The organism is Streptomyces sp. SCPE 10 (genome assembly GCF_051980735.1).
Classification (GTDB): Bacteria; Actinomycetota; Actinomycetes; order Streptomycetales; family Streptomycetaceae; genus Streptomyces; species Streptomyces misionensis.
On sequence record NZ_CP197069.1, the window covers coordinates 6,352,562 to 6,376,122 of the forward strand.

The 23,561-nt window shown below is 73.7% G+C and carries 27 protein-coding genes; 19 read left to right on the forward strand and 8 right to left on the reverse strand.

Going from position 1 to position 23,561, the window contains the following annotated elements; genetic code table 11:
* The first annotated feature begins 5 nt into the window (after positions 1 to 5).
* Positions 6 to 590, forward strand: a complete 585-nt coding sequence (locus ACSP97_RS29130) for a GNAT family N-acetyltransferase (RefSeq protein WP_355152512.1) — start codon at positions 6 to 8, stop codon at positions 588 to 590.
* A 40-nt stretch (positions 591 to 630) separates the two neighbouring features.
* On the forward strand, positions 631 to 2,622 hold the full coding sequence (locus tag ACSP97_RS29135) for a DUF5107 domain-containing protein (RefSeq protein WP_440555014.1): 1,992 nt from the start codon (positions 631 to 633) through the stop codon (positions 2,620 to 2,622).
* Between the two features lie 2 nt (positions 2,623 to 2,624).
* Here the strand turns inward: ACSP97_RS29135 and ACSP97_RS29140 are convergent, their stop codons facing one another.
* Positions 2,625 to 2,972, reverse strand: a complete 348-nt coding sequence (locus tag ACSP97_RS29140) for a VOC family protein (RefSeq protein WP_355152516.1) — start codon at positions 2,970 to 2,972, stop codon at positions 2,625 to 2,627.
* A gap of 81 nt (positions 2,973 to 3,053) precedes the next feature.
* Here ACSP97_RS29140 and ACSP97_RS29145 point away from each other — a divergent pair, with 81 nt between their 5' ends.
* The gene (locus ACSP97_RS29145) at positions 3,054 to 3,506 is read left to right on the forward strand and encodes a phage holin family protein (protein WP_355322694.1); all 453 of its coding nucleotides are present in this window, start codon (positions 3,054 to 3,056) and stop codon (positions 3,504 to 3,506) included.
* 12 nt (positions 3,507 to 3,518) lie between these two features.
* On the opposite strand, the gene ACSP97_RS29150 is transcribed toward ACSP97_RS29145, so the two are convergent.
* Positions 3,519 to 4,478, reverse strand: a complete 960-nt coding sequence (locus ACSP97_RS29150) for an LLM class F420-dependent oxidoreductase (RefSeq protein WP_355152519.1) — start codon at positions 4,476 to 4,478, stop codon at positions 3,519 to 3,521.
* 184 nt (positions 4,479 to 4,662) lie between these two features.
* On the opposite strand from ACSP97_RS29150, the gene ACSP97_RS29155 reads away from it, so the two are divergent.
* From ACSP97_RS29155 to ACSP97_RS29210, 12 genes are all read left to right on the forward strand, one after another.
* Positions 4,663 to 5,223 (forward strand): hypothetical protein, encoded by a 561-nt coding sequence (locus tag ACSP97_RS29155; RefSeq protein ID WP_440555018.1) that lies wholly within the window; start codon positions 4,663 to 4,665, stop codon positions 5,221 to 5,223.
* A gap of 50 nt (positions 5,224 to 5,273) precedes the next feature.
* Positions 5,274 to 7,121 carry a transketolase gene (locus tag ACSP97_RS29160; protein ID WP_355533055.1) on the forward strand — a complete coding sequence of 616 codons (1,848 nt, stop codon included), beginning with the start codon at positions 5,274 to 5,276 and terminating at the stop codon, positions 7,119 to 7,121.
* A 169-nt stretch (positions 7,122 to 7,290) separates the two neighbouring features.
* Positions 7,291 to 7,680 (forward strand): gas vesicle protein, encoded by a 390-nt coding sequence (locus tag ACSP97_RS29165; protein ID WP_358675109.1) that lies wholly within the window; start codon positions 7,291 to 7,293, stop codon positions 7,678 to 7,680.
* A gap of 69 nt (positions 7,681 to 7,749) precedes the next feature.
* A complete protein-coding gene (locus ACSP97_RS29170) occupies positions 7,750 to 8,160 on the forward strand; it encodes a gas vesicle structural protein GvpA (protein ID WP_070023517.1) in 411 nt (136 codons plus the stop codon).
* Positions 8,157 to 8,915 (forward strand): GvpL/GvpF family gas vesicle protein, encoded by a 759-nt coding sequence (locus ACSP97_RS29175; protein WP_355152524.1) that lies wholly within the window; start codon positions 8,157 to 8,159, stop codon positions 8,913 to 8,915. Before ACSP97_RS29170 ends, ACSP97_RS29175 begins: the two co-directional genes overlap by 4 nt.
* A gap of 35 nt (positions 8,916 to 8,950) precedes the next feature.
* Entirely contained in the window at positions 8,951 to 9,214 is a 264-nt protein-coding gene (locus ACSP97_RS29180; protein ID WP_355152526.1) for a gas vesicle protein GvpG, read from the forward strand.
* Positions 9,211 to 9,837 (forward strand): DNA primase, encoded by a 627-nt coding sequence (locus ACSP97_RS29185; protein ID WP_355322700.1) that lies wholly within the window; start codon positions 9,211 to 9,213, stop codon positions 9,835 to 9,837. Before ACSP97_RS29180 ends, ACSP97_RS29185 begins: the two co-directional genes overlap by 4 nt.
* Positions 9,834 to 11,009, forward strand: a complete 1,176-nt coding sequence (locus tag ACSP97_RS29190; RefSeq protein ID WP_355533059.1) for an SRPBCC family protein — start codon at positions 9,834 to 9,836, stop codon at positions 11,007 to 11,009. Before ACSP97_RS29185 ends, ACSP97_RS29190 begins: the two co-directional genes overlap by 4 nt.
* Positions 11,006 to 11,353, forward strand: coding sequence for a gas vesicle protein (locus tag ACSP97_RS29195; RefSeq protein WP_355533061.1), 348 nt, complete (start codon positions 11,006 to 11,008; stop codon positions 11,351 to 11,353). The genes ACSP97_RS29190 and ACSP97_RS29195 overlap by 4 nt, the downstream gene beginning before the upstream one ends.
* On the forward strand, positions 11,350 to 12,165 hold the full coding sequence (locus tag ACSP97_RS29200) for a GvpL/GvpF family gas vesicle protein (protein WP_355152534.1): 816 nt from the start codon (positions 11,350 to 11,352) through the stop codon (positions 12,163 to 12,165). The genes ACSP97_RS29195 and ACSP97_RS29200 overlap by 4 nt, the downstream gene beginning before the upstream one ends.
* The gene (locus ACSP97_RS29205; protein ID WP_355152536.1) at positions 12,162 to 12,362 is read left to right on the forward strand and encodes a gas vesicle protein; all 201 of its coding nucleotides are present in this window, start codon (positions 12,162 to 12,164) and stop codon (positions 12,360 to 12,362) included. Before ACSP97_RS29200 ends, ACSP97_RS29205 begins: the two co-directional genes overlap by 4 nt.
* On the forward strand, positions 12,359 to 12,640 hold the full coding sequence (locus tag ACSP97_RS29210; protein WP_146466255.1) for a gas vesicle protein K: 282 nt from the start codon (positions 12,359 to 12,361) through the stop codon (positions 12,638 to 12,640). The genes ACSP97_RS29205 and ACSP97_RS29210 overlap by 4 nt, the downstream gene beginning before the upstream one ends.
* Before the next feature lie 6 nt (positions 12,641 to 12,646).
* Here the strand turns inward: ACSP97_RS29210 and ACSP97_RS29215 are convergent, their stop codons facing one another.
* Both ACSP97_RS29215 and ACSP97_RS29220 read right to left on the reverse strand, forming a co-directional pair.
* Complete coding sequence (locus ACSP97_RS29215; protein ID WP_388315814.1) at positions 12,647 to 13,492, reverse strand: class I SAM-dependent methyltransferase; 846 nt, start codon at positions 13,490 to 13,492, stop codon at positions 12,647 to 12,649.
* A gap of 90 nt (positions 13,493 to 13,582) precedes the next feature.
* Positions 13,583 to 15,061, reverse strand: coding sequence for a bifunctional phosphatase PAP2/diacylglycerol kinase family protein (locus ACSP97_RS29220; protein WP_382077003.1), 1,479 nt, complete (start codon positions 15,059 to 15,061; stop codon positions 13,583 to 13,585).
* A gap of 146 nt (positions 15,062 to 15,207) precedes the next feature.
* Between ACSP97_RS29220 and ACSP97_RS29225 the strand changes: the two genes are divergently transcribed.
* Positions 15,208 to 15,864, forward strand: a complete 657-nt coding sequence (locus tag ACSP97_RS29225) for a histidine phosphatase family protein (protein WP_364729739.1) — start codon at positions 15,208 to 15,210, stop codon at positions 15,862 to 15,864.
* A gap of 60 nt (positions 15,865 to 15,924) precedes the next feature.
* Complete coding sequence (locus ACSP97_RS29230; protein WP_364729742.1) at positions 15,925 to 17,544, forward strand: ABC-F family ATP-binding cassette domain-containing protein; 1,620 nt, start codon at positions 15,925 to 15,927, stop codon at positions 17,542 to 17,544.
* 123 nt (positions 17,545 to 17,667) lie between these two features.
* Here the strand turns inward: ACSP97_RS29230 and ACSP97_RS29235 are convergent, their stop codons facing one another.
* Positions 17,668 to 18,783 (reverse strand): baeRF2 domain-containing protein, encoded by a 1,116-nt coding sequence (locus tag ACSP97_RS29235; protein WP_355152543.1) that lies wholly within the window; start codon positions 18,781 to 18,783, stop codon positions 17,668 to 17,670.
* Between the two features lie 57 nt (positions 18,784 to 18,840).
* Between ACSP97_RS29235 and ACSP97_RS29240 the strand changes: the two genes are divergently transcribed.
* Positions 18,841 to 19,128 (forward strand): DUF6158 family protein, encoded by a 288-nt coding sequence (locus ACSP97_RS29240; protein WP_070023494.1) that lies wholly within the window; start codon positions 18,841 to 18,843, stop codon positions 19,126 to 19,128.
* A gap of 98 nt (positions 19,129 to 19,226) precedes the next feature.
* Here the strand turns inward: ACSP97_RS29240 and ACSP97_RS29245 are convergent, their stop codons facing one another.
* The 3 genes from ACSP97_RS29245 to ACSP97_RS29255 all read right to left on the reverse strand — a co-directional run bounded on the left by ACSP97_RS29245 (position 19,227) and on the right by ACSP97_RS29255 (position 22,353).
* Positions 19,227 to 19,769, reverse strand: a complete 543-nt coding sequence (locus tag ACSP97_RS29245) for a type 1 glutamine amidotransferase domain-containing protein (protein ID WP_355152546.1) — start codon at positions 19,767 to 19,769, stop codon at positions 19,227 to 19,229.
* Between the two features lie 320 nt (positions 19,770 to 20,089).
* Positions 20,090 to 20,467 carry a DUF2795 domain-containing protein gene (locus ACSP97_RS29250; RefSeq protein WP_355152548.1) on the reverse strand — a complete coding sequence of 126 codons (378 nt, stop codon included), beginning with the start codon at positions 20,465 to 20,467 and terminating at the stop codon, positions 20,090 to 20,092.
* 89 nt (positions 20,468 to 20,556) lie between these two features.
* Positions 20,557 to 22,353, reverse strand: a complete 1,797-nt coding sequence (locus ACSP97_RS29255) for a thiamine pyrophosphate-requiring protein (RefSeq protein WP_355533075.1) — start codon at positions 22,351 to 22,353, stop codon at positions 20,557 to 20,559.
* Positions 22,354 to 22,661: 308 nt separating this feature from the next.
* Between ACSP97_RS29255 and ACSP97_RS29260 the strand changes: the two genes are divergently transcribed.
* A complete protein-coding gene (locus ACSP97_RS29260) occupies positions 22,662 to 23,462 on the forward strand; it encodes a hypothetical protein (protein ID WP_440555027.1) in 801 nt (266 codons plus the stop codon).
* The last annotated feature ends 99 nt before the right edge of the window (positions 23,463 to 23,561 follow it).

The following is a 23,561-nucleotide window of genomic DNA, read 5'->3' on the forward strand; positions in this document are numbered from 1 at the left end:
ACCGGATGCCGCACACCACGTCCCGCCACCTCGCCGAAGGCCCCCGCGTGGGCATCCGTCACTTCACCCTCGAAGACGGCCCCGAGTTCACCGCCCGCGCCCGGGAGAGCAAGGACCTGCACCGTCCGTGGCTGTTCCCGCCGGACGGCGAGGAGGCGTACGCGCAGTACGCCGGCCGGCTGATCGAGGACCCGTCGAAGGCAGGGTTCCTGGTGTGCGAGAAGGACGGCGGCGGCATCGCCGGGTTCATCAACATCAACAACATCGTCCGGGGCGGCTTCCAGTGCGGCGCCCTCGGCTACGGCGCGTTCGCGCACGCCGCCGGGCGCGGCCTGATGCGCGAGGGCCTGACCCTGGTGATCGGCCACGCGTTCGGTCCGCTCGGGCTGCACCGGCTGGAGATCAACGCCCAGCCGGGGAACACCGCCTCCCTCGCGCTCGCCCGGGGCGCCGGGTTCCGCCTGGAGGGCTTCTCCCCGAAGATGATCTACGTCGACGGGGACTGGCGGGACCACGAACGCTGGGCGCTCACCGCCGAGATGCCCACCACCGGCCGCCCCGCGCCGACCACGCCCTTTGCGCAATCCTGACCGGCAGCTCCCCTGGCCGAGTCGCCGCACGCCGGGTTCCATGGCCCTCGTGACGAGGATCCGACGTGCGGTACTGACCCTGCCCGCGGCCGAGCCGGGCCCCGACAACCCGCTGCCCCCGCTGCGCCCCCTCGACGAGGTCCACCGCCTCGACGGCCCCGAACCGAGCGGGATGCCCCCGGACATGGCGCGCCGACTCGGCCTCGCCCCTCTGCGCGACCTGCTCCCGGTCCGCGTGCGCGACGGCTACGACAGGATGCGCGCACCCCGCCGCCTGGACGCCCTGGTGATCGAGAACGACCGGCTGCGCGCCACCGTCCTGCCCGGCCTCGGCGGCCGTGTCGTCTCCCTGCTCCATCTGCCCACCGGACGCGAACTCCTCTACCGCAACCCGGTGTTCCAGCCCGCGAACTTCGCCCTCAACGGCGCCTGGTTCTCCGGCGGCATCGAATGGAACATCGGCGCCACCGGCCACACCACCCTGTCCTGCGCCCCCCTGCACGCCGCCCCCGTGCCCGCCCCGGACGGCGGTCCGATGCTGCGCCTGTGGGAGTGGGAGCGGCTGCGCGACCTGCCCTTCCAGGTCGACCTGTGGCTGCCGGACGGCTCCGACTTCCTGTATGTGGGCGTCCGGATCCGCAACCCGCACGACCGCCCGGTGCCCACCTACTGGTGGTCCAACACCGCCGTGCCCGAGGAGGTGCGGATCCTCGTCCCCGCCGACGAGGCCTGGCACTTCGGTCATGAGCGCCGGCTGCGCCGGGTGCCCGTCCCGTCGTACGAGGGCGTCGACCGCAGCCGCCCCCTCGCCGGGCCCCACGCCGCCGACTACTTCTACGAGATCCCGGACGGCCGGCGCCGCTGGATCGCCGCCCTCGGCGCGGACGGGCACGGGCTGGTGCAGACCTCCACCGACGCGCTGCGCGGTCGCAAGCTGTTCGTCTGGGGCAGCGGGCCCGGCGGGCGCCGCTGGCAGCGGTGGCTCACCGAACCCGGCACCGGCGGCTACTGCGAGATCCAGGCCGGCCTCGCCCGCACCCAGCTGGAACACGTCCCGCTGGACGCCGAAGGCGAGGTGTCCTGGCTGGAGGCGTACGGCCCGCTGGACGCACCGGCCGAGGGGGAGTGGGGCGAGGCCGTCCGGGGCGCGGCGCGGCGGCTGGAGACGGCCCTGCCCCGGGCCCGCGTCGAGGCGGCGTACGCGGCCTGGCGGGCGCACGCCGACGCCGAACCCGGCGAACTCCTGGCCACCGGCTCCGGCTGGGGCGCGCTCGAAGTGCTGCACGGGAACCGGAAGCTGCCCGGCACCCCGTTCCCCGAGTCCACCCTCGGCGAGGCCCAGGAGCCCTGGCGGGAACTGCTGCGCACCGGCGCGCTGCCCGCGCCGCGCCGGGCACAACCGCCCGGCGAGACCCTCGTCGCCCCGCACTGGCGGGACCTGCTGGAGTCCGCGCCCGCCGACCCGCACACCGAGTACCACCTCGGCGTCGCCCAGTGGCACGCGGGCGACCGCGCCCAGGCCGTCCGCAGCTGGGAACGGGCCCTGCCGGGCGTCGCCGCCCGCTGGCCGCTGCTGCGCTGCCTGGCCGTCGCCGACCAGGAGGACGGCCACCACGACCGGGCCGCCGACCGGTACGCCGCCGCCTTCGACGACCTGTGCGACCACCTGCGCCGCGAACTCCCGGGCGCGGGCGTCCCGGACGCCGACGGCGAGACCTGGACCGCGGTCCGGGCGGCGCTCGGCCGTGAGAGCCTCCGGGCGCTGCTCGTCGTCCGGCGGACGGCGGACGCCCGCGCCGTCTGGGAGCGCCTGCCGCCCGCCGTCCGCCGGCGCGGCCGCTTCCGGCTGCTGGAGGCCGAACTGCTGCTCGCCGAGGGGCGCGGGGCCGAGGCCCGGGCCGTCTTCGACACGGACTTCGAGATCGCGGACCTCAGGGAGGGCGAGGACGTGCTCGGCCGGGTGTGGGCCACGCTCACCGACGAACCCCTGCCCGCGCACTACGACTTCAGGATGCGCCCGGGCCCGGCCTGAGGTCAGCCGCGCTGGTCCACGTACTCGAAGATCGAGCCGTCGGGGTGCATCGCCAGCAGATTGCGGCCCGCCGGCGTCGGCACCGGCTCCACCAGGATCCGGGCGCCGAGGCCGGTGAGCAGCTGGTGGGCCTCGCCCACGTCCTTGACGGCGATGGTCGCCTTCACCTTGCTCAGGATCTCCAGCTCCGCCTCGGGGCCGCTCATCAACAGGAAGGAGCCGATCGCGGCGACCTGGACCCCACCGCGTTCGAAACGCTGTGCCGTGCCGCCGGCCAGACGCTCGTAGAAGGGGATCGCGGTCTCGATGTCGGCCACGCAGATGCGCAGCGAAGCACCCATAATCTCCATGCCGCCGAGCCTAGTTGGGACCGCCGCCGGCGCGCAGGTCCCCTGGAGTTACCCGGCGTGCGCTCAGGGTACTCGCGTGGCATGAACCGTTCACAGCCTTTGGATCATCTGGAACATCTCGACAAGGAGCTGGTCGAGGAGCTGGCTCAGGTGGCGCGCGTGACGGTGCGCGAGGAACTGCGCGAGCAGACCCGCAAGCAGCGCCGCACCGCGACGCTCTACGCCGCCTCCGGCGCGACCGCGCTGTACGCGGGCGGCGCCGTGGCCCTCGCCATCGGCCTGGCCCTGGCCGGCGGCCTGCCCGGCTGGGCGGCCGCGCTGATCACCGCGGCGCTGCTGACCGCGGCGGCCTACGCGCTGCGCGCCGCCGCCCACTCCCACCGGGGTCCGCGCACGCCGCACCGCGTGATCGGCGGCACTTCGCCGGTCAGCCCGCCGGGCGGTCTCGGCCTGCCGTACCCGCCGATGCCGCACGACCCGCCCCGCACCCCGGCCGACATGGCCGCGGAGGAGGACGTCCCGCGCGGCCACTGACGGCGCGGGGCGTCAGCCCTCGGCCAGCCTCGGCAGCACCTTCGTGCGGTAGAAGTCGAAGAAGCCGCGCTGGTCCGGGCCGATCTGGTTGACGTACACCCGGTCGAAACCGGCGTCGGCGAAGGCCCGCAGCGCCGCGACGTGCTCGTCGGGGTCGTCGCCGCAGACGACGTTCTCCCGGACCATGTCCTCGGTGACCAGCTCGTGCAGCTGCTCGAAGTGGCGCGGGGAGGGCAGCACCTGGCCCATCTCGCCGGGCAGCAGCTCGTTGTACCAGAGCCGGTGCACGGTGCGGACGCACTCGTCGCGGTCGGCGCCGTAACAGACCTTCGTGCCGCCGCTGACGAGCCCGGCCCCGCCGCCGCCCTTGCGGTAGGCGGTGACCATCTCGTCCTTCGGCATCATCGTGATGTAGCCGTCGCCCACCCGGGAGGCGAGAGAGATCGCCTTGGGCCCGAACCCGGAGATGTCGATCGGCACGGGCTCGTCCGGGACGGTGTAGAGGCGGGCGTTCTCCACGGTGTAGTGCGGGCCGTGGTGGTTGACCTCCTCGCCGGTGAACAGCCGGCGCATCACCTGCACCGCCTCCTCCAGCATCTCCAGGCGGACGTGCACCGGGGGCCAGCGGTCGCCGAGGATGTGCTCGTTGAGCGCCTCGCCGGTGCCCAGGCCCAGCCGGAAACGGCCGCCGGTCATCACCGCGCTGGTCGCGGCGGCGTGCGCGGTCACCGCCGGGTGCATCCGCACGGTCGGGCAGGTCACCGCCGTCTCGATCGGCAGCGACACCGCCTGCGACAGCGCCCCGATCACCGACCACACGAAGGGGCTCTGGCCCTGCGCGGCGTTCCACGGGTGGTAGTGGTCGGAGATCCACAGTGCCCGGAACCCGGCCTGCTCGGCCATCCGGGCCTGCTCGACGAGAGCCGCCGGCCCGTGCTCCTCGCTCGCCAGGAAATAACCGTATTCGGGCATGGACGTACCTCCGCGTGCGGAAACCTGGTGTGACTGGCTCGCCCCCGGGTAACCGGACCCACCGCCGCGAAACGCCCCGCCGGGACCCGCGGCCCCGCACACGGGTGGGCCACGCGAGCGTTTCGTTGCCATGCCCCCGGATACGCGGAACACCTCGGACGAGCCGCACACCGGAGGCGCAACCGTGAGTCGAGCGCGCGTGGTGATCGTCGGGGCCGGTTCCGCCGGGTACCGGGCCGCCCGCACGTCGGCCCGCGGCCGGCCCGGGACCACCCTGCCGGACCCCACCGACCACTTCCTGTACCCGCCCCTGCCACCCCAGGTCGCCGCCGGGGTACCGGAGACCCGCTGGGTGGCTGTCCCGCTGCCCGGCACCCCGCGCCGCGTGCGCCCGGTGCCAGTGGGTCGGATCGACCTGGAGGCGCGCACCATCGGCCACACCGGCCCGGAGGGCGACATCGGTCCCCTCGGCCCCGGCCGGCACCGTCGCCCTCACCGCCACAGCGAACCGGGCTTCGCCGTCGACCTCGGCGTCCCGCCGGTCCGGACGGCGGCCGGCGAGGTCACCGGCGCTCGCCACCTGCTCGCCCCGCCGGGCAACCGCCTGCGGGCGGCCGCCCACCGGCCGGACGCCGTACCACCGCGCCGGGGCGTGCGGTCGGGGCCCGTCCGGTCCCGGGCCGTTCCGCCGGATGCGGCCGCGCCGGAACCGCCGCGCGAGCCGCCCGGCGCCCCGGCCCGGTGAACCCGGGCCCGCCCGTCAGGACTTACCCGTCACTTCTTGCTAGGAGAACCATGGACACCGCCGAACTCGCAGAACTCGGACAGCAGTTGCGCGTCGACAGCGTACGGGCCGCCGCCGCGGCCGGCTCCGGGCATCCGACGTCCTCGATGTCCGCCGCCGACCTGGTGGCCGTCCTGCTCGCGAACCATCTGCGCTACGACTTCGAGCGCCCCGAGCACCCCGCCAACGACCGCTTCGTGCTGTCCAAGGGCCACGCCTCGCCGCTGCTGTACGCCGCGTACAAGGCGGCCGGCGCCATCGAGAACGGTGAGCTGGTCACCTTCCGCAAGCTCGGCAGCCGCCTCGAAGGCCATCCGACGCCCCGCAGGCTGCCCTGGGTGGAGACCGCCACCGGCTCCCTCGGCCAGGGCCTGCCGGTCGGCGTCGGCATCGCCCTCGCCGGCAAGCGCCTGGACCGCACCGGTTACCGGGTGTGGGTGCTGTGCGGGGACAGCGAACTGGCGGAGGGCTCGGTGTGGGAGGCCGCCGAGCACGCCGGGTTCGAGGAGCTGGACAACCTCAAGGTGATCGTGGACGTCAACCGGCTCGGGCAGCGCGGCCCCACCCGGCACGGCCACGACCTGGACGCCTACGCCCGCCGCTTCCAGGCCTTCGGCTGGCACACCATCGAGATCGACGGCCACGACCCCGACGCGATCGACCGCGCGTACGGGGAGGCGCTGTCCACCGACGGGCAGCCCACCGTGATCCTCGCCCGCACCCTCAAGGGCAAGGGCGTGGCCGCCGTGGAGGACCGGGAGGGCCAGCACGGCAAGCCGCTGCCCGACGCCGACGAGGCCATCGCCGAACTCGGCGGCCGCCGGGACCTGCGCATCCGCGTCAACGAGCCGCCGGCCGCCGCGACGCTGCACGACCGCACCACCGAGGTGATCCGGCTCCCGCGCTATGACGAGGGGGACGAGGTGGCCACCCGGGACGCCTTCGGCGCCGCCCTCGCCGCGCTCGGCACCGCCCGCGGCGACGTCGTCGCCCTGGACGGCGAGGTCGGCGACTCCACCCGCACCGAGGAGTTCGCCAAGGCGCACCCCGAGCGCTTCTTCGAGTGCTACATCGCCGAGCAGCAACTGGTCGCGTCCGCCGTCGGGATGGCGGCCCGCGGCTGGGTGCCGTTCGCCGCGACCTTCGCCGCGTTCCTCACCCGCGCCCACGACTTCGTGCGGATGGCGTCCATCAGCGGCTCCGGGATCAACCTGGTCGGCTCGCACGCCGGGGTCGCCATCGGGCAGGACGGGCCCTCCCAGATGGGCCTGGAGGACCTCGCGATGTTCCGGTCCGTGTACGGCTCCACGGTGCTCTACCCGTGCGACGCCAACCAGACCGCCCGGCTGGTCGCCGCCATGGCCGGTCTCGACGGCATCCGCTATCTGCGCACCTCGCGCGGCAAGACGCCGGTGCTCTACGGCCCCGACGAGGAGTTCCCGGTGGGCGGCAGCAAGACGCTGCGCTCCTCGGAGGAGGACCGGCTGACGATCGTCGCCGCCGGGGTCACCGTGCCCGAGGCGCTGGCGGCCGCCGACCGGCTCGCCGAAAGCGGCATCGCGGTCCGGGTGATCGATCTGTACTCGGTCAAGCCGGTCGACGCCGAGACGCTGCGCCGGGCCGCGGAGGACACCGGCTGTCTGCTCACCGTCGAGGACCACCACCCCGAGGGCGGTCTCGGGGACGCGGTCGCGGAGGCGTTCGGCGACGGCCGGCCGGTACCCCGGCTGGTCCGGCTCGGGGTGCGCACGATGCCGGGCTCGGCGGCCCCGGACGAGCAGCTGCACGCCGCCGGCATCGACGCCCTGGGCATCGCCGCGGCGGCGAAGCTGCTGGTGGAGGAGGCCGTGGTGCGGTGAGCCGGGCGGGGGCGCGGTGCTCGCACGGGCGTGAAGGTTTGGCCTGGGATTGAGCGGCCACCCGCAGGAAGAGGTGGCTATGTCGAACACACATCGCACATCACGAACACGAAATTCACAGGAAATCCCGCAAGAGCCCGAAGAGGAACCCGAAGAGGAAGAAGCAGAAATCGAAGACGAACCCGAGGAGACCGAGCAGGAATCCGAGGAGACCGAGCAGGAAACGCGCCAGAGGAAGAAGAGGGATTCCCGGGAGGACTCCGGGACATCCCGTAAGGGCGGCGACCGGAGCCCCACGCCCATGGAGGTCCTGCGCCAGGCCCGCGCGCAGCTCGCCGAGCTGACCGGGCTGGTGCCCGAGTCGGTCTCCTCCTTCGAGCAGACCGAGGACGGCTGGTCGCTGGAGGTGGAGGTGCTGGAGCTGTCCCGCGTGCCGGACACCATGAGCCTGATGGGCGGCTACCAGGTCGAACTCGACCCGCAAGGGCAGCTCACCGGCTATCGCAGGGTCCGCCGCTACGAGCGTGGCAGAGCCGATCCCCGGTCCGGCGGCCGCTAGGCCGCCCGGCCCCGGCACCCGAACCGTCCAACAGCCACTCACAGCTATTCAGGAGGAGGAACGGCCGGCATGACCGTAGTCCCGGCACAGCAGACCGGCGGCGGAGGCAGCAGCGGACTCTACGACGTCCTGGAGCTGGTGCTCGACCGCGGCCTGGTGATCGACGCCTTCGTGCGCGTCTCCCTGGTCGGCATCGAGATCCTGAAGATCGACGTCAGGGTCGTCGTGGCGAGCGTCGACACGTATCTGCGCTTCGCCGAGGCGTGCAACCGCCTCGATCTCGAATCCGGCCCCAACAAGAGCCCCGGCCTGCCCGACGTGGTCGGCCAGGTCACCGAATCCGGTGCGCGCGGCAAGTCCAAGGGCGCGCTCTCCGGTGCCGCGGAGACCATATCCGACGCCTTCAAGCAGGCCCGAGACGAGGGCGAGGCCCGGCCCCGTCGCAAGGCCCCGGCCCGCCGCAAGGAGGAGCAGGAGTGAGCACGTACGTCTACGGGATCACCGCGCGTTCGCACCCGGCACTCCCCGAGGGGATGACCGGCGTGGGCGAGCCGGCCCGGCCCGTGCGGATCCTCACCCAGGGTGACCTGGCCGCCGTGGTGAGCGACGCCCCTGACGGGCTGCGTCCCAAGCGCAGGGACCTGCTGGCCCACCAGAACGTGCTCGCCGAGGCCGGCGCGGCCGGCTGTGTGCTGCCCATGCGCTTCGGCAACGTCGCCCCCGACGACGACACGGTCACCCGGGTCCTCGACGAACGCGCCGACCACTACCGCGAACGCCTCGCGGCCCTGGACGGCAAGGTCGAGTACAACGTCAAGGCCAATCACGTCGAGGAGGCCGTACTGCACCTGGTGATGGCCGAGCAGTCCGAGCTGCGCGCCCTCGCCGAGGCCAACCGCAAGGCGGGCGGCGGAAGTTACGACGACAAGATCCGCCTCGGCGAGATGGTCGCGGGCGCCGTCAAGGCGCGCGAGGCGGAGGACGCGGCCGAGGTGCGGCGCCTGCTGGAGCCGGCCGCCGCCGCGGTCAGCGCCGGACCGCAGTCCACCGGCTGGCTGCTCAACCTCTCGTTCCTGGTGGCCCGCGACGGCGCCGCGGACTTCCTGGAGGCCGTGGACCAGGTCCGCGCCGCCAACCCCCACCTGGAACTGCGGCTCAACGGCCCGTTGCCGCCGTACAGCTTCGTCGAACCGGGACCGGCCGAGCCGGCGGACGCCACCGCCGCGGCTACCTGACGGATGGCGGACGGCCCGGCCGGAAGGAGGACCCCATGGGACTGATCAAGGAAGTGCTGCTGCTGCCCTTCGCGCCGGTGCGCGGCGGCGGTTGGGCGATCAACCAGGTGCTCCGCGAGGCGGAACGTATCTATTACGACCCCGCCACCGTACGGGCCGAACTCGCCCGCCTGGAAGAGCAGTTGACGGCGGGCGAGATCACCGAGGAGGAGTTCGACCGGCGCGAGGACGAACTGCTCGACCGGCTGGAGGCCACACAGGGCCCCGGCGACACCACAGGCAACGGAACGGGACGATGAACCGGACGACACTGGGCCTCGCCGTAGGGGCCGGATACCTCCTGGGACGCACCAGGAAGCTGAAGATGGCGCTCGCGGTCGGCTCGCTGGTCGCGGGCAAGAAGCTCAACCTCGGCCCGGGCGCGCTCGCCGAGCTGGCCCGCCGGCAGCTGAGCGACAACCCGCAGTTCAAGGAGATCGGCGACCAGTTGCGCCAGGAACTGCGCGGCGTGGGCAAGGCGGCCTCCGGGGCGATGGTCGAACGCCAGCTGGGCAGCCTCGCCGACCGCCTGCACGACCGCACCGCCCAGATGCGCGGCGAATCCGCCTCGTCGGCGGCCGGCTCCGAGGAGGAGCGCGGCGACGGCGAGGACGGTGCGGACCGCGGGGAGGGCGAGGACCGCCGGGCCAGGGGGGACGAGGGCCGGGACGGCGAAGAGCAGGAGCGGAAGGACACCGGGAAGTCCCAGGCCAGGAAGCCGGCCGCCAAGAAGGCACCGGCACGCAAGACGGGCTCCGAGCAGCGGACGGGCCCGGTGAAGAAGACGGCGGGCAAGAAGACCGGCGCGCGCCGCGAGACGACGGCGAAGAAGCCGGCCGGCTCCCGGAGTGCCGGGTCCGCGAAGGGCGGCGATGAACGATGACCGAGACCCTGGGATCCGCGAGCTCGGCCGCGGGGCGCGCCAAGGACGCCGCGGGCGGCAACCCGCTGACCGACCTCGCCCACAGCGAGGCCGCCGACCGGCTGAAGGCGGAGGCGCAGGAGTACCTGACCGCCCAGGCCGAGCGGCTGCTCAGCGGTCTCGGCCGCAAGCTGGGCGAGACCACGGGCAAGCTGAACGACATCGCCGAGGGCAACAGCCCGGGCTTCGCCAAGCTCGCGCTGGACGGCGGCCGCAAGCTCGCCGAGGGCAAGGGCCCGCTGCGCACCGCGCTGGAACTGGGCACCTCCCGCGCCAAGGACAGCGTGACCGAGGCGTTCAAGAGCCTCGGCGGTGGCGGCAAGAAGGGCAGCAAGCGGGGCAGCGGCAACAAACCCACCGTGATCTTGGAGTTCATCGACGTGGGCGTGCCGCTGCGCACCGCCTACGACCAGTGGACCCAGTACCAGGACTTCTCCAACTGGGCCAAGGGCGTCAAGAGCGTCTCCCGCGCCGACGACACCAAGACCGACTGGCAGGCGAAGATCTTCCTGTCCAGCCGCAGCTGGAAGGCCACCACCACCGAGCAGATCCCCGACCAGCGCATCCAGTGGACCTCCGAAGGCGCCAAGGGCAGCACCAAGGGTGTGGTCACCTTCCACGCCCTCGGTGACAACCTGACCCGGATCCTGCTGGTCATGGAGTACTACCCCAGTGGCCTCTTCGAGAAGACGGGCAACCTGTGGCGCGCCCAGGGCCGCCGGGCCAGGCTGGACCTGAAGCACTTCGCCCGCTTCATCACGCTCAAGGCGGAGGCGGAGGACGGCTGGCGCGGTGAGATACGCGACGGCGAGGTCGTCCGCAGCCACGAGGACGCGGTCGCGGAGGAGGAGTCCCAGGAGTCCGAGGAATCCGGGTCCGAGGAGCCCGAGTCCGAGGAGGACACCGGCGAGCCGGAGGACCGCGAGGAGGAACCGGAGGAGCCCGAGGAGTCCGAAGAGGCCGAGGAGCCCGAGGGCGCCGACGAGTCCGAGGAGTACGAGGACGAGGAGGAGGGCCCCTACGAGGACGAGGAAGAGGAGCCCGAAGCCGGCGAGGGTGACGAGGACGAAGAGTACGAGGACGACTACGAGGAAGAGGAGCCCGAGTACGCGGAGCGCGGGGGCCGTCGATGACGACGCCCGCACCGAGGTCCGGCGGCTTCCCCGAACCCTACGGGCACAGCTCGGGGGCGAATCTCGCCGACATCCTCGAACGCGTCCTCGACAAGGGCATCGTCATCGCCGGAGACATCCGGATCAATCTGCTCGACATCGAACTGCTCACGGTGAAGCTGCGGCTCATCGTCGCTTCGGTGGACAAGGCCAAGGAGATGGGGATCGACTGGTGGGAGACCGACCCGGCCCTCTCGTCCCGGGCCCGCCGGGACGAGCTGGCACGGGAGAACGCCGAGCTGAGAGAGCGGCTGGCCCGGCTGGAGGAACTGGAGCCGGGCCGCACGCGGAAGGAGGCGCCATGACGACCGGGCTGCGCTACGTCTACGCCGTCTGCCGCCCCCTCGGGGCGCCCCTGCAGGCCCAGCTGACGGGCATCGGCGGCGCCCCGCCGGCCCTGCTGCAGCACCACGGGCTGATCGCGGTGGTCAGTACGGTCCCCGAGGCGGACTTCGCCGAGGAGGCGCTCAAGGCCCACCTGGAGGACCTGGACTGGCTGGCCGCGACCGCCCGCGCCCACCAGGGCGTGATCGACGCGCTCACCACGGTCACCACTCCGCTGCCGCTGCGCCTCGCCACCGTCTTCCGGGACGACAGCGCGGTGCGCATGATGATCGAGGCGCGCGAGGCCGACTTCCTGCGCGCCCTGGACCGGCTGGCGGGCCGGGTGGAGTGGGGCGTCAAGGTGTTCACCGAGCCCGCTGTGGCCGAGACCGCGGCGGCCGCCGCGCCGGCCGACAAGCCCATGAGCGGCCGGGACTACCTGCGCCGCCGCCGTGCGGACACCCGCGCCCACGAGGAGGGCCTCCAGGCCGCCGAGGCGTTCGCGCGGTCCCTGCACGAGCGGCTGTGCGCGCACGCCGAGGACTGCCGGCTGCACCCTCCGCAGAACGCGGCGCTGTCCGGCGCGCGGGGCGCCAACGTGCTCAACGCGGCCTATCTGGTGCCCCGGGACCGCTCCGAGGAGTTCGTGGAACTGGTGGACCGCACGAAGGACGAGGCGTCCGGGCTGCGGGTGGAGCTGACCGGGCCCTGGGCCGCGTACTCGTTCAGCGGGCTCGGCGAGGAGGACACACGCGAGGACGGCGGCGGCGTGACGGCGGGGGAGGCGCGGTGACCGTCGTGGAACGCCGGGAGATCGCGCTGGTCGATCTGCTGGACCGGCTGCTGGCGGGCGGTGTCGTCATCACCGGTGACGTCACGCTGCGCATCGCCGACGTGGACCTGGTCCGCATCGACCTGAACGCGCTGATCAGCTCGGTCAACGAGACCGTACCCTCACCCTTCGAACTGCCCCGCGGGGGGTCGCGATGACCTCCCGCAAGCGGCTCGACCTCGAACCCGACACGGTCGAGCGCGACCTGGTGAAACTCGTGCTCACGGTGGTGGAGCTGCTGCGCCAGCTGATGGAACGGCAGGCGGTACGGCGCTTCGACACCGGTGACCTGACCGAGGAGCAGGAGGAGCGGATCGGCCTGACGCTGATGCTGCTGGAGGACCGGATGGCCGAGCTGCGCGACCGCTACGGCCTGCGGCCCGAGGACCTGAACCTGGACCTCGGACCGCTCGGACCCCTGCTGCCCCGCGACTGAGCCTGCTCAGTTCCCGCCGGCGCCGTCCCCCTCGCGCTCCTTGCGGCACAGGATCTCCCCGTGCAGGACGGCGAACCAGCCGTCCTCCTGCCGCCCCCACTCCCGCCAGGCCTCGGACACCGCCCGCAGCCGGTCGGGGGTGGCGTGGCCGCCCTCGACCGCCCGTTCGGCGTAGGCGGAGGCGAGCGTGCGGTCCGCCCACAGCCCGCTCCACCAGGCCCGCTCCTCCTCGGTGGCGAAGGTCCAGGTGCCGGAGGTGGCGGTGATGTCCCGCAGGCCCGCGGCCCGCGCCCAGGAGACCAGCCGGCGCCCGGCGTCCGGCTCGCCGCCGTTGGCGCGGGCCACCCGCTCGTACAGCTCCAGCCAGTCGTCCAGGCCCGGCACCGCCGGGTACCAGGTCATCGCCGCGTAGTCCGCGTCGCGCACCGCGATGAACCCGCCCGGCCGCGTCACCCGCCGCATCTCCCGCAGCGCCTGCACCGGGTCGCCGACGTGCTGGAGCACCTGGTGGGCGTGGACCACGCAGAAGGTGTCGTCCGGGTAGTCCAGGGCGTGCACGTCGGCGACCGCGAAGTCGACGTTGGCCAGGCCGCGCGCGGCGGCCGTCCGCCGGGCCTGCTCCAGCACGTCCGGCGCCTGGTCGACACCGGTGACCCGGCCGTCGGGGACCAGCTCGGCCAGGTCCGCGGTGATGGTGCCGGGGCCGCAGCCGATGTCCAGGATCCGCATGTGCGGCTTGAGGGAGCCGAGCAGGTAACCCGCGGAGTTGGCGGCGGTCCGCCAGGTGTGCGAACGGAGCACCGACTCGTGGTGCCCATGCGTGTAGACGGCGGTCTCCTGCGCCTTCGGCATGACTGCTCTCCTTCTTCGGCTGTGCGGATCACGGTACGCGCGCATGCCGAATGATGAGACCCCCGTTTTGACATATGGACTGACGGGATGTCAGAAGGTGAGCGGGCGGTAGACCGTCAGCGCCTCCGGCAGCTTCTCCACCGTCACCTCTCCGGAGGCCTCCGTGACCTCCCCGTCGTACGCCAGCGGGGTGCCCGGCGCGAGCCCGGTCAGCCGCAGCCGGGTGACCTGGACGGCGGCATGGGCGGGCGACCGGGTGAGCGGGCCGGCGGCGGCCGCCGCGAGCAGGCGCAGCGCGGCCCGCCCGCTGCCGTGCACCACCCGCACGTCCAGCAGCCCGTCCGCCAGATCGGTACGGCGGCCCGGCGCGAGCCCCATGCGGTGGTAGACGCCGTTGCCGACGAACAGCAGCCACAGCGGCCGCCGCGCACCACCCACCTCCACCTCCAGCGGATGCCGGCCCGCGCGCAGCACCCGCAGCGCGCCCAGCAGCCCGGCAGGCCAGCCGCCGATCCGGTGCGACCAGGCGTCGCGGGCGCGTACCAGCTCGGGGTAGGCGCCGAGGCTCAGCGTGTTCAGGAACAGGCCCTCGGCGCCGTCGGTGACGAACCGGCCGGCGTCCACCCGGACCGCCTCGCCCCGCCGCACCGCGCGGGCCAGGGCGCGCTCGTCCTCCACGCCCAGATCGAGGGCGAAGTGGTTCAGGGTGCCGCCCGGCAGCACCGCCAGCGGCAGACCGTGGCGCAGCGCGACCCCGGCGGCCGTGTTCACCGTGCCGTCGCCGCCGCACACCCCGAGCACCCGCGCCCGCACCGCCGCCTTGGCCAGCGCGTCCCCGGCCTCCGCGGGCGCGCACTCGACGATCTCCGCCCGCGGCAGCGCGCCCCGCAGCCCGCGCACCCGCTCCGCGGTACCCGAGCCCTGGTTGACGACCATCACCAGCCCCTCGCCCTCCGGCAGCGCCGGCACCTCGGCGCGCGGCCGGGCGGTGGGCACCGTCGCCGCGCGGGCCGGCACGAGGCGTCGTACCAGGAACGCGGCGCCCGCGCCGAGGGCCGCGCCGGCCAGCACGTCGCTCGGGAAGTGCACCCCCGTGTACACCCGGGACGCGGCCACCGAGAACGCCAGCGGCGCCACCGCCGCGCCCCATGCCGGGGACTCCAGGGCCACCCCGGTGGCGAAGGCGGCCGCCGAGGCCGCGTGCCCCGACGGGAAGGACGTGGTGACCGGCTGCCGCCGCAGTCTGCGCCCCAGCGGCACCGGGTCCAGTACCGGCCGGGCCCGGCGCACCGAGCGCTTGCCGAGCGTGTTCACGGTCGCCGAGGCCACGGCCAGCGACGCCAGGCCCCGTACGGCGGCCCGCCGGGCCCGGGGCGTGCGGCTCGCGGCCAGCGCGACGGCCACCGCGCCCCACAGCACCCCGTGGTTGGCGCTGCGGCTCAGCCGGGGCAGCACCCGCTCTGCCCCCGGCCAGCGCCATCGGGCGGCCCGCTCGAACAGCCGCGCGTCGGCGGTCAGCAGCGGGCGAAGGGCGTTCTTCGCGGACGTCAGGTCCACATCTGGGGTCATCTTCTGGTCCAAGTCCGGGCTCATACGGCTGCGGTTACCCTGAAGTGCCGGTTTTCTGTACCGCAGTGCTTTCCGTACCACCGTTCGCCGACGGTGCGCCCCGCACCGCGAGGACACCGCCGGGACGCCGCAAGGAGAACGCCCGGATGCGCCTGCTCCTGATCCGCCACGGCCAGACCCTCTCCAATGTCCGCCACCTGCTGGACACCGCCGCACCGGGGCCCGGGCTCACCCCGCTCGGCACCGCCCAGGCCGCCGCCCTGCCCCGGGTACTGGCCGCCGAGGAGATCGACGCCCTCTACGCCTCCCCGCTGGTCCGGGCCCGGCTGACCGCCGCCCCGCTGGCCGCCGCCCGGGGCCTGCCGGTGACCGTCCGCGACGGCATCCGCGAGCTGTCCGCCGGCGACCTGGAGATGCTGCCCGGCGACGCCCCGGAGGCCGCGCCGTACCTGCGCACCGCGTTCGCCTGGTCGGCCGGGCACACCGCGCTGCGGGTCCCCGGCGGGGAGAGCGGCGTGGAGGCGCTGGCCCGGTTCGACGCCGTGATCGAGGAGGCGTACCGCAGCGGCGCCGGCACCGTGGCGATGATCAGTCACGGCGCCGCCATCCGCGTGTGGACCGCCGCCCGCGCCGTCAACGTCGACATCGCCTTCGCCGCCGCCCGCCCGCTGGCCAACACCGGCGTGATCACCCTGGCGGGCGGCCCGGCCACCGGCTGGCACGCCCTGGCCTGGGAAGCCACCACCCTCCGGCCGCCGGGCGCCCCCGGACCCGCCGGCGAACCGCTCGACCCCACCGGATGAGGAGGGGCGGCCCGATAACGGTTTGCCGCCACCGGCCCCCGGCCCGGAGAATGCCGCCTCATGGGACATCTGGAAGCCGCGCACCTCGAGTACCACCTCCCCGACGGGAGGACGCTGCTCGGCGATGTCTCCTTCCGGGTCGGCGAGGGCGCGGCCGTCGCGCTGGTCGGCCCGAACGGCGCCGGCAAGACCACGCTGCTGAGGCTGATCTCCGGCGAGCTGAAGCCGCACGGCGGGACCGTCACCGTCAGCGGCGGGCTCGGCGTGATGCGCCAGTTCGTCGGCTCCGTGCGCGACGAGACGACCGTGCGGGACCTGCTGGTCTCCGTCGCCCCGCCCCGCATCCGCGAGGCGGCGAAGGCGGTGGACGAGGCCGAGCACGCCGTCATGACCGTGGACGACGAGACCGCCCAGCTCGCCTACGCGCAGGCACTGGCCGACTGGGCCGAGGTGCGCGGCTACGAGGCCGAGACCCTGTGGGACATGTGCACCACCGCCGCGCTCGGGGTGCCGTACGAGCGGGCCCGGTGGCGGCAGGTGCGCACCCTCTCCGGCGGCGAGCAGAAACGTCTCGTGCTGGAGGCGCTGCTGCGCGGCACCGACGAGGTGCTGCTGCTGGACGAGCCGGACAACTACCTCGACGTGCCCGGCAAGCGCTGGCTGGAGCAGCAGCTCAAGGAGACCCGCAAGACGGTGCTGTTCGTCTCCCACGACCGCGAACTCCTCGCCCGCGCCGCCGAGAAGATCGTCTCCGTGGAGCCGGGACCGGCCGGCGCCGACGCCTGGGTGCACGGCGGCGGTTTCGACACCTACCACGAGGCCCGCCGCGAACGCTTCGCCCGGTTCGAGGAGTTGCGCCGCCGCTGGGACGAGAAGCACGCCCAGCTGAAGAAGCTCGTGCTGAACCTCCGTCAGGCGGCCGCGGTCAGCCACGAGATGGCGTCCCGCTACGCCGCCGCGCAGACCCGGCTGCGCAAGTTCGAGGAGGCCGGGCCGCCCCCGGAGCCGCCACGCGAGCAGGACATCAGCATGCGCCTGAAGGGCGGCCGTACCGGAGTACGGGCCGTCACCTGTACCGGACTCGAGCTGACGGGGCTGATGAAACCCTTCGACCTGGAGGTGTTCTACGGCGAACGGGTCGCCGTCCTCGGCTCCAACGGCTCCGGAAAGTCCCACTTCCTGCGGCTGCTGGCCGGCCAGGACGTCGCGCACACGGGGGAGTGGAAGCTCGGTGCCCGCGTCGTGCCCGGCCACTTCGCGCAGACCCACGCCCACCCCGAACTCCAGGGCCGCACGCTGCTGGACATCCTGTGGCAGGAGCACGCCCAGGACCAGGGGCGGGCCATGTCCCGGCTGCGCCGCTACGAACTGACCCAGCAGGCGGAGCAGACCTTCGACCGTCTCTCCGGCGGCCAGCAGGCCCGCTTCCAGATCCTGCTGCTCGAACTGGCGGGCGTCACCGCCCTGTTGCTGGACGAGCCCACCGACAACCTGGACCTGGAGTCCGCCGAGGCCCTCCAGGAAGGGCTGGAGGCCTTCGACGGCACGGTCCTCGCCGTCACCCACGACCGCTGGTTCGCCCGCTCCTTCGACCGCTTCCTCGTCTTCGGCAGCGACGGCCGCGTGCGCGAGACCCAGGAACCGGTGTGGGACGAACGCAGGGTGGAGCGGGCGCGGTAGGCGGGCTCCGGGGGCGGACCGCCGGGCCGTGAGCGAGGCGGGACCGGCCGGGCACGCTCAGGGACCGGTGCCGCTCACGCACCGGTGCCGCTCACGGCCGGCCCGCCGGGCCGACCGCCGTGCTCACTTCCAGCGCAGCAACGCGCCCAGGCCGCCCGCCACGACCTCGTCGCCGGTCTCCTCCGTCACCGGGGTCAGCGACAGCACCGGCGCGTCCGTCACCACGGCCGCGCGCACCAGCGCGTCGTCCGCGCGGGCCGGCCAGGAGTCCTGTTCGCCCAGGTTGCGCAACTCGGTGCGGCGGGCGGCGAGTTGGTCGGGGTCCTCGCCGATCCACACCTCGCGGTGCGTGTCGGGGGCCTCCGGCCGGATCAGCAGCTCCGCCATCCGGTGCTCGCGCGCCGCCTCGATCAGCTGCGGCACGCCCTCGACGGCCGCCGCCCGCCGCTCCTCGTCGGGCGTGCGCGCCGCCCGGAACCGGTCCACCTCCGCCAGCACCCGGTCCCGTACGTGCGCGGCGCGGATCTCCGCCACCTCGCGGTCCAGCAGCCTGCTGCCCCGCCCGTGCGCGGCGTGCACCACCCGGTCCGCCAGCTGCCGCGGCAACTGCTCGCGCACCGCGCGGCACTCCCGTTCCTCGCCGCACAGGATCAGCAGATCGGCGCCGGTCTCGGCCTGGCAGTCGGCCAGCGCCCCGGCGACCTCGCGCGCGTTGTGCTCCCAGGTGTTCTCCACCTTCAGCTGGAAGTGCCGCTCGGACCAGTCGGCCGTCTTCGACCGGTGCACCGGCCACTGCCGGCCCGCCACCTCCCCGGCCTCCTCGTGCCGCAGCGCGCTGCGCAGCTCGAAGTCGGCGCCGGTGCGGTCGACGTACGCCACCAGCGACAGCGGGTCCTCCCCGGCGAGGTCCAGCAGCGGGGTCACCCGGGGCAGCGTGCCCCAGTGCACCAGGCCGTCCGGCGGCCCCTGGGTCAGCGGCACCTCCAGGACCACCTCGCCGTCCCGGGCGAACAGTGCCCGCCCGTACGGCTCCGAGGAGTGCCGCAGATCGTCCACGGCCTCGTACACCGCACGGCAGGTGGCCTCGTCGGCGCCCTGCTCGCGCAGCCGCCGCGCCACCGCCTCCGCCGTCAGATGCCGCCGGTGTGCCGTGTCCTCGTCCTGCCGGGACAGGTCGATGTACGCGGAGGCCCAGGACCCCGGATGTTCGTACAGTGGATTCAGGAACGCCAGCTCCATGGATTCCTCCTGGAAACCGCTTGGGGGCAGTGCACGCCTGGCGGGTACCCGGACCTCATGAACGGACACGACGAGCGGGGCACCACGATGACCGGAGTCGACCCCAGCCGACTGGACGACCAGCAGCTCATGAAGGAGCTGGAGACGATCCACCGCACGCGTCACGATGCCCTCCTGTACGGCTCCAACGACGCGCTGCGGGCCCACAACGAGCGCATGGCGCAGCTGGAGGGCGAGTACCTGCGCCGCAACCCGCGCCGCCTGGTGAGCGCGGGCCGCACCCGTGAGGGCGCCCGGGACCGCCACTGCGGCGAGTCGGTGACCCCGGGCCCGCCCGGCACCTGAGCCGGTCCGCGCACCGCAACCCGCGCCGATCCGCGCACGACAAAGGGCCGGCCCTCCGGGCCGGCCCTTTCCCGCCTGTGGCGGCGTCTCGGCAGGTCTCAGCCGGCCGCTCCGGCGAACACATGCAGGAACGCGTCGCAGAACGCCTTCAGATCGTCCGGCTTACGGCTGGTCACCAGCTGGTTGGGGCCGTGGTCGCAGATCTTGACCTGCTCGTCCACCCAGGTGCCGCCCGCGTTGCGGATGTCCGTCTTCAGACTCGGCCACGAGGTCAGCACCCGGCCCCGTACGACGTCCGCCTCGACCAGCGTCCACGGCGCGTGGCAGATCGCCGCGACCGGGCGCCCCTGCTCGAAGAAGTCCTTCACGAACGCCACGGCCTTCTCGTCCAGCCGCAGGAAGTCCGGGTTGGCCACCCCGCCCGGCAGCACCAGCCCCCCGAACGAGTTCGCGGAGGTCTCGCCGACCACCTCGTCCACGTCGAAGGTGTCCGCCTTGTCGAGATGGTTGAACCCCTGGACCTTCCCGGCGTCGGTCGACACCAGCACCGGCTCGTGCCCGGCGTCCTTCGCGGCCTTCCACGGCTCGGTCAGCTCGACCTGCTCGACGCCCTCGGGCGCCACCAGAAACGCGATACGCATGATCCTCGTATTCCTTTCCCGGCACCCCGGGCGTCCTCGACGGCCCGGGGCGACGCTTCCTCGTTCATTGCGCACGGCGGCAGCTCAGCGGCTCCTCGCCATTACGGCAGCGGATCGACACAGAGGGCCCCCACGCCTTCGGGGGCAGTGGGGGAGGGCCACGGGCTCCTTCGTGCCCGCCGTGGCCTCGACACGGGTGCGCCGGTGCATCGCCCTGTCGGCGAGCCCCGGCGCGAACCGGCCGGGCGGCGGGAACCGGGGGGTGACGTCACCGACGTCCACCGTGGCGCCCCGTGCGATCTCCGCCGCCCGGCCCCGCCTCATTCGCCGCCGGCCAGAGCCTCGGCCAGCTGCTGCACATTGCGGAACCGCTCACCGCGCGGCAGCTCCGCCACCGCTTCCACCAGCGGGTCCGGAGCGTTGTCCCGGCGCAGTGCCGAGGCCAGCTCGCCCGCCCGGGCCGGGAAGGCCGAGCGGCCCAGGCTGCGGGCCAGCTCCAGCCGCACCCGCTCCAGGGAGGCCGGGGAACCCAGGCCGCCCACCGGGCCGCCCGTGACCTCCGGGTCGTCGTCGGCGGCCGGCTCCGGGTCGTGCCACTCCTCGACCCGCGTCGGGTGTCCTGACCTCAGCAAGCCCTTCAGCTCGTGCTTCATCTCATCGTCCCGGTGGACGTTCAGCCGGTCACTGCCTCGCTGCATGTCTCTCTCCAGGGGTAGAACGTCCGCACCCGCGTACCCGGTGCGGCCCCGCCGACACCGGGCCGTCCCACGTGGACCGCGCCCGGTGTCTACTGCTTGCTCCGGCCCGGCAGGAACTCCTGCACCTTCGCCTTCAGCCCCTGCTTGACCACCGACCCCCGGTCCGCGTCGCCCTTGAGGATCGCCGTGGCCGTGGACTGCATCTGCTCCCAGCTGGCGTGCGGCGGGATCGGCGGCACGGCGGGATCGGTCAGGAACTCGATCACGCACGGCCGGTCCGCCTCCAGGGCCGCCCGCCAGCCCGCCTCGACGGCGTCCGGCTTCTCCACCCGGATGCCCTCCAGGCCCAGCGTGCGCGCGAACGCCGCGTACTGCACGTCCGGGATCTGCTGCGACGGCAGGAACGACGGCGAGCCCTCCATGGCCCGCATCTCCCACGTCACCTGGTTCAGGTCCTGGTTGTTCCACACCGCGACCACCAGCCGGGGGTCCGACCAGCGGTCCCGGTACTTCGCCGCGGTGATCATCTCCGCCAGCCCGTTCATCTGCATCGCGCCGTCGCCGACCAGCGCGACCACCGGACGGTCGGGATGCGCGAACTTCGCCCCGATCGCGTACGGCACCCCCGGCCCCATCGTCGCGAGCGTCCCGGACAGCGAGCCGCGCATGCCCGGCCGCATGGTGATGTGCCGCGCGTACCAGTTGGCCACCGAGCCCGAGTCGGAGGTGAGGATCGTGTTGTCCGGCAGCAGCGGATCGAGGGCCCGCGCCACGTACTCGGGGTTGATCGGGTCCGCCGCGAGCCCGGCGCGCCGCTCCATCGTCTCGTGCCAGCGCCGCACGTTGGCGCGGATCGTGTCCTGCCACTCCCGGCCGCCCCGGTCGGTCTTCAGCAGCGGGATCAGCCGTTGCAGCGTCGCCTTGGCGTCGCCGACCAGGTTCACCTCGTAGGGATACCGCATACCGATCATGTGCGGATCGAGGTCGATCTGCACCGCGCGCGCCTTGCCGAAGTCCGGCATGAACTGGGTGTACGGGAACGACGACCCGATGGTCAGCAGTGTGTCGCAGTCCCGCATCAGCTCGTACGAGGGCCTGCTGCCCAGCAGCCCGATCGGTCCGGTGACATACGGCAGCTCGTCGCTGAGCACGTCCTTGCCGAGCAGCGCCTTGGCGACGCCCGCGCCGAGCAGCTCGGCGATCTCGCGCACCTCGGCGACCGCGCCCGCGGCGCCCTGGCCGACCAGGATCGCCACCTTGTCGCCGGCGTTCAGCACGTCCGCGGCCCGGCGCACCGCGTCGTCCGAGGGGGTCGCCGTCCACTCGCTCGCGCCGAGGCTGGAAGGCACCATCTTGAAGGCGTGCGTCGGCGGCGAGTAGTCCAGCTCCTGCACATCGCCGGGGATGATCAGCGCGGTCGGGCAGCGCCGGGCGTACGCCGTACGGATCGCCCGGTCCAGGACGTTCGGCAGCTGCTCGGGGACCGTCACCGTCTCCACGAACTCCGAGGCGACGTCCTTGTACAACGTGTGCAGATCGACCTCCTGCTGATAGGAGCCGCCCATCGCGGTCCGGTCGGTCTGCCCGACGATCGCCAGCACCGGCACATGGTCGAGCTTCGCGTCGTACAGGCCGTTCAGCAGGTGGATCGCACCCGGTCCGGACGTCGCCGCGCACACCCCGAGGCGCCCGCTGAACTTCGCGTACCCGACCGCCTCGAACGCGGACATCTCCTCGTGCCGGGACTGGATGAACCGCGGCTTGTCCTCGGCGCGGCCCCAGGCGGCGAGCAGCCCGTTGATGCCGTCGCCCGGATAGCCGAAGACCTGGTCCACACCCCAGGCGCGCAGACGTTCCAGGACGTGGTCGGACACCTTCGTGCTCATGAAGGACCTCCCCGATGGGGTACGAAGCGGACGATCCGGTCAGTTCTTTTCGAGTGACCGGTGAAGAGGCCGGAAAACCTCCTTCGGCCCCGGGGGGCCGCGCCGGTCCCGCCCCGTCACCCGGCTGGGCGCCCGTGTCCCGCGAATGGGGCCCGGCCGCGCGCGCCCGGCGCCGGGGCGGGCTGTGATGACTGCGAGGGGCACGGCCCCGCAGCCGCGGGCGCCGCCGGGTACGGCCCCAGCCGACCGCCGTACCGGTGCCCCGCCCGTACGACCGTCAGCCCGCCCGTCCGCCGAGGAGCCCTGTCATGCGCCGCACCGCCCGCGCCCTGTCCGTCGCCCTCGTCGCCGGCGCCGCGCTCGCCCTGGCCGGGCCCGCCGGTGCCGCGGCCCCCAGCCCCGGCCCCGGCACCGGGTCAGCCGCCCCCGTGGCGCCCACCGCCGGCACCGGGACTTCCGACTGCGCCCCGATAACCGCCCAGGTCCCCCGGATGCCGGGCACCACCCGGCCGCCCCAGGCGGGTCCCGCCCCGGCCGCCGGCGACGGCGCGGACCGCGTCCCCGGGCCCACCTCCCGACCGAGCGGCAGCCCGGCCAAGCCCTGCGGCGACACGCGCGCCTGCGCCGACGGCACGTCCTGCGGCGACGCGCAACAGGGATGCGCACAGGGCAAGTCGTGCACCGGTACCGGCAGCCGGTGCCGGGCGGGGGAGGCCTGCGACGGGCAGGACGGCTGCCGGGCGGGACAGCAGTGCGCCGACGACGAACGGCAGTGCGCCGGCGGCGGGGAAGGGAGCGGGGCCGGGACCGGCGACGGCACCTGCGGTGACGACGACCGCCAGTGCGCCCGCGATGGTGCCTGCCCGGACGACGAGGACTCCTGCCGCGAACCCCGCTCCGGCGGAGGCGACGACGGCGACGACGGCGACGACTGCGTCCCGGCCGGAACGCAGCACGGCGTGGCCGCCGGCACGGGCGGCAGCTTCGGCGAATCCGTCCCCGCCCTGGTCGCCGGCGGCGTCCTCATCGCCGCCGCCTGCGCGGGCGCCTGCTACCGGATCCACGGACGCGTCCGCACCGGCCGGGGAGCCCGGCCCGCCGACGTGTGATCCGCACAACTCCCTTCCCGCCCATGGACGTCCGTTCAGCGGGTACACACCAACCCGAGGACACCACCCGACCCAACGGACCCACCCACCGATCGACAC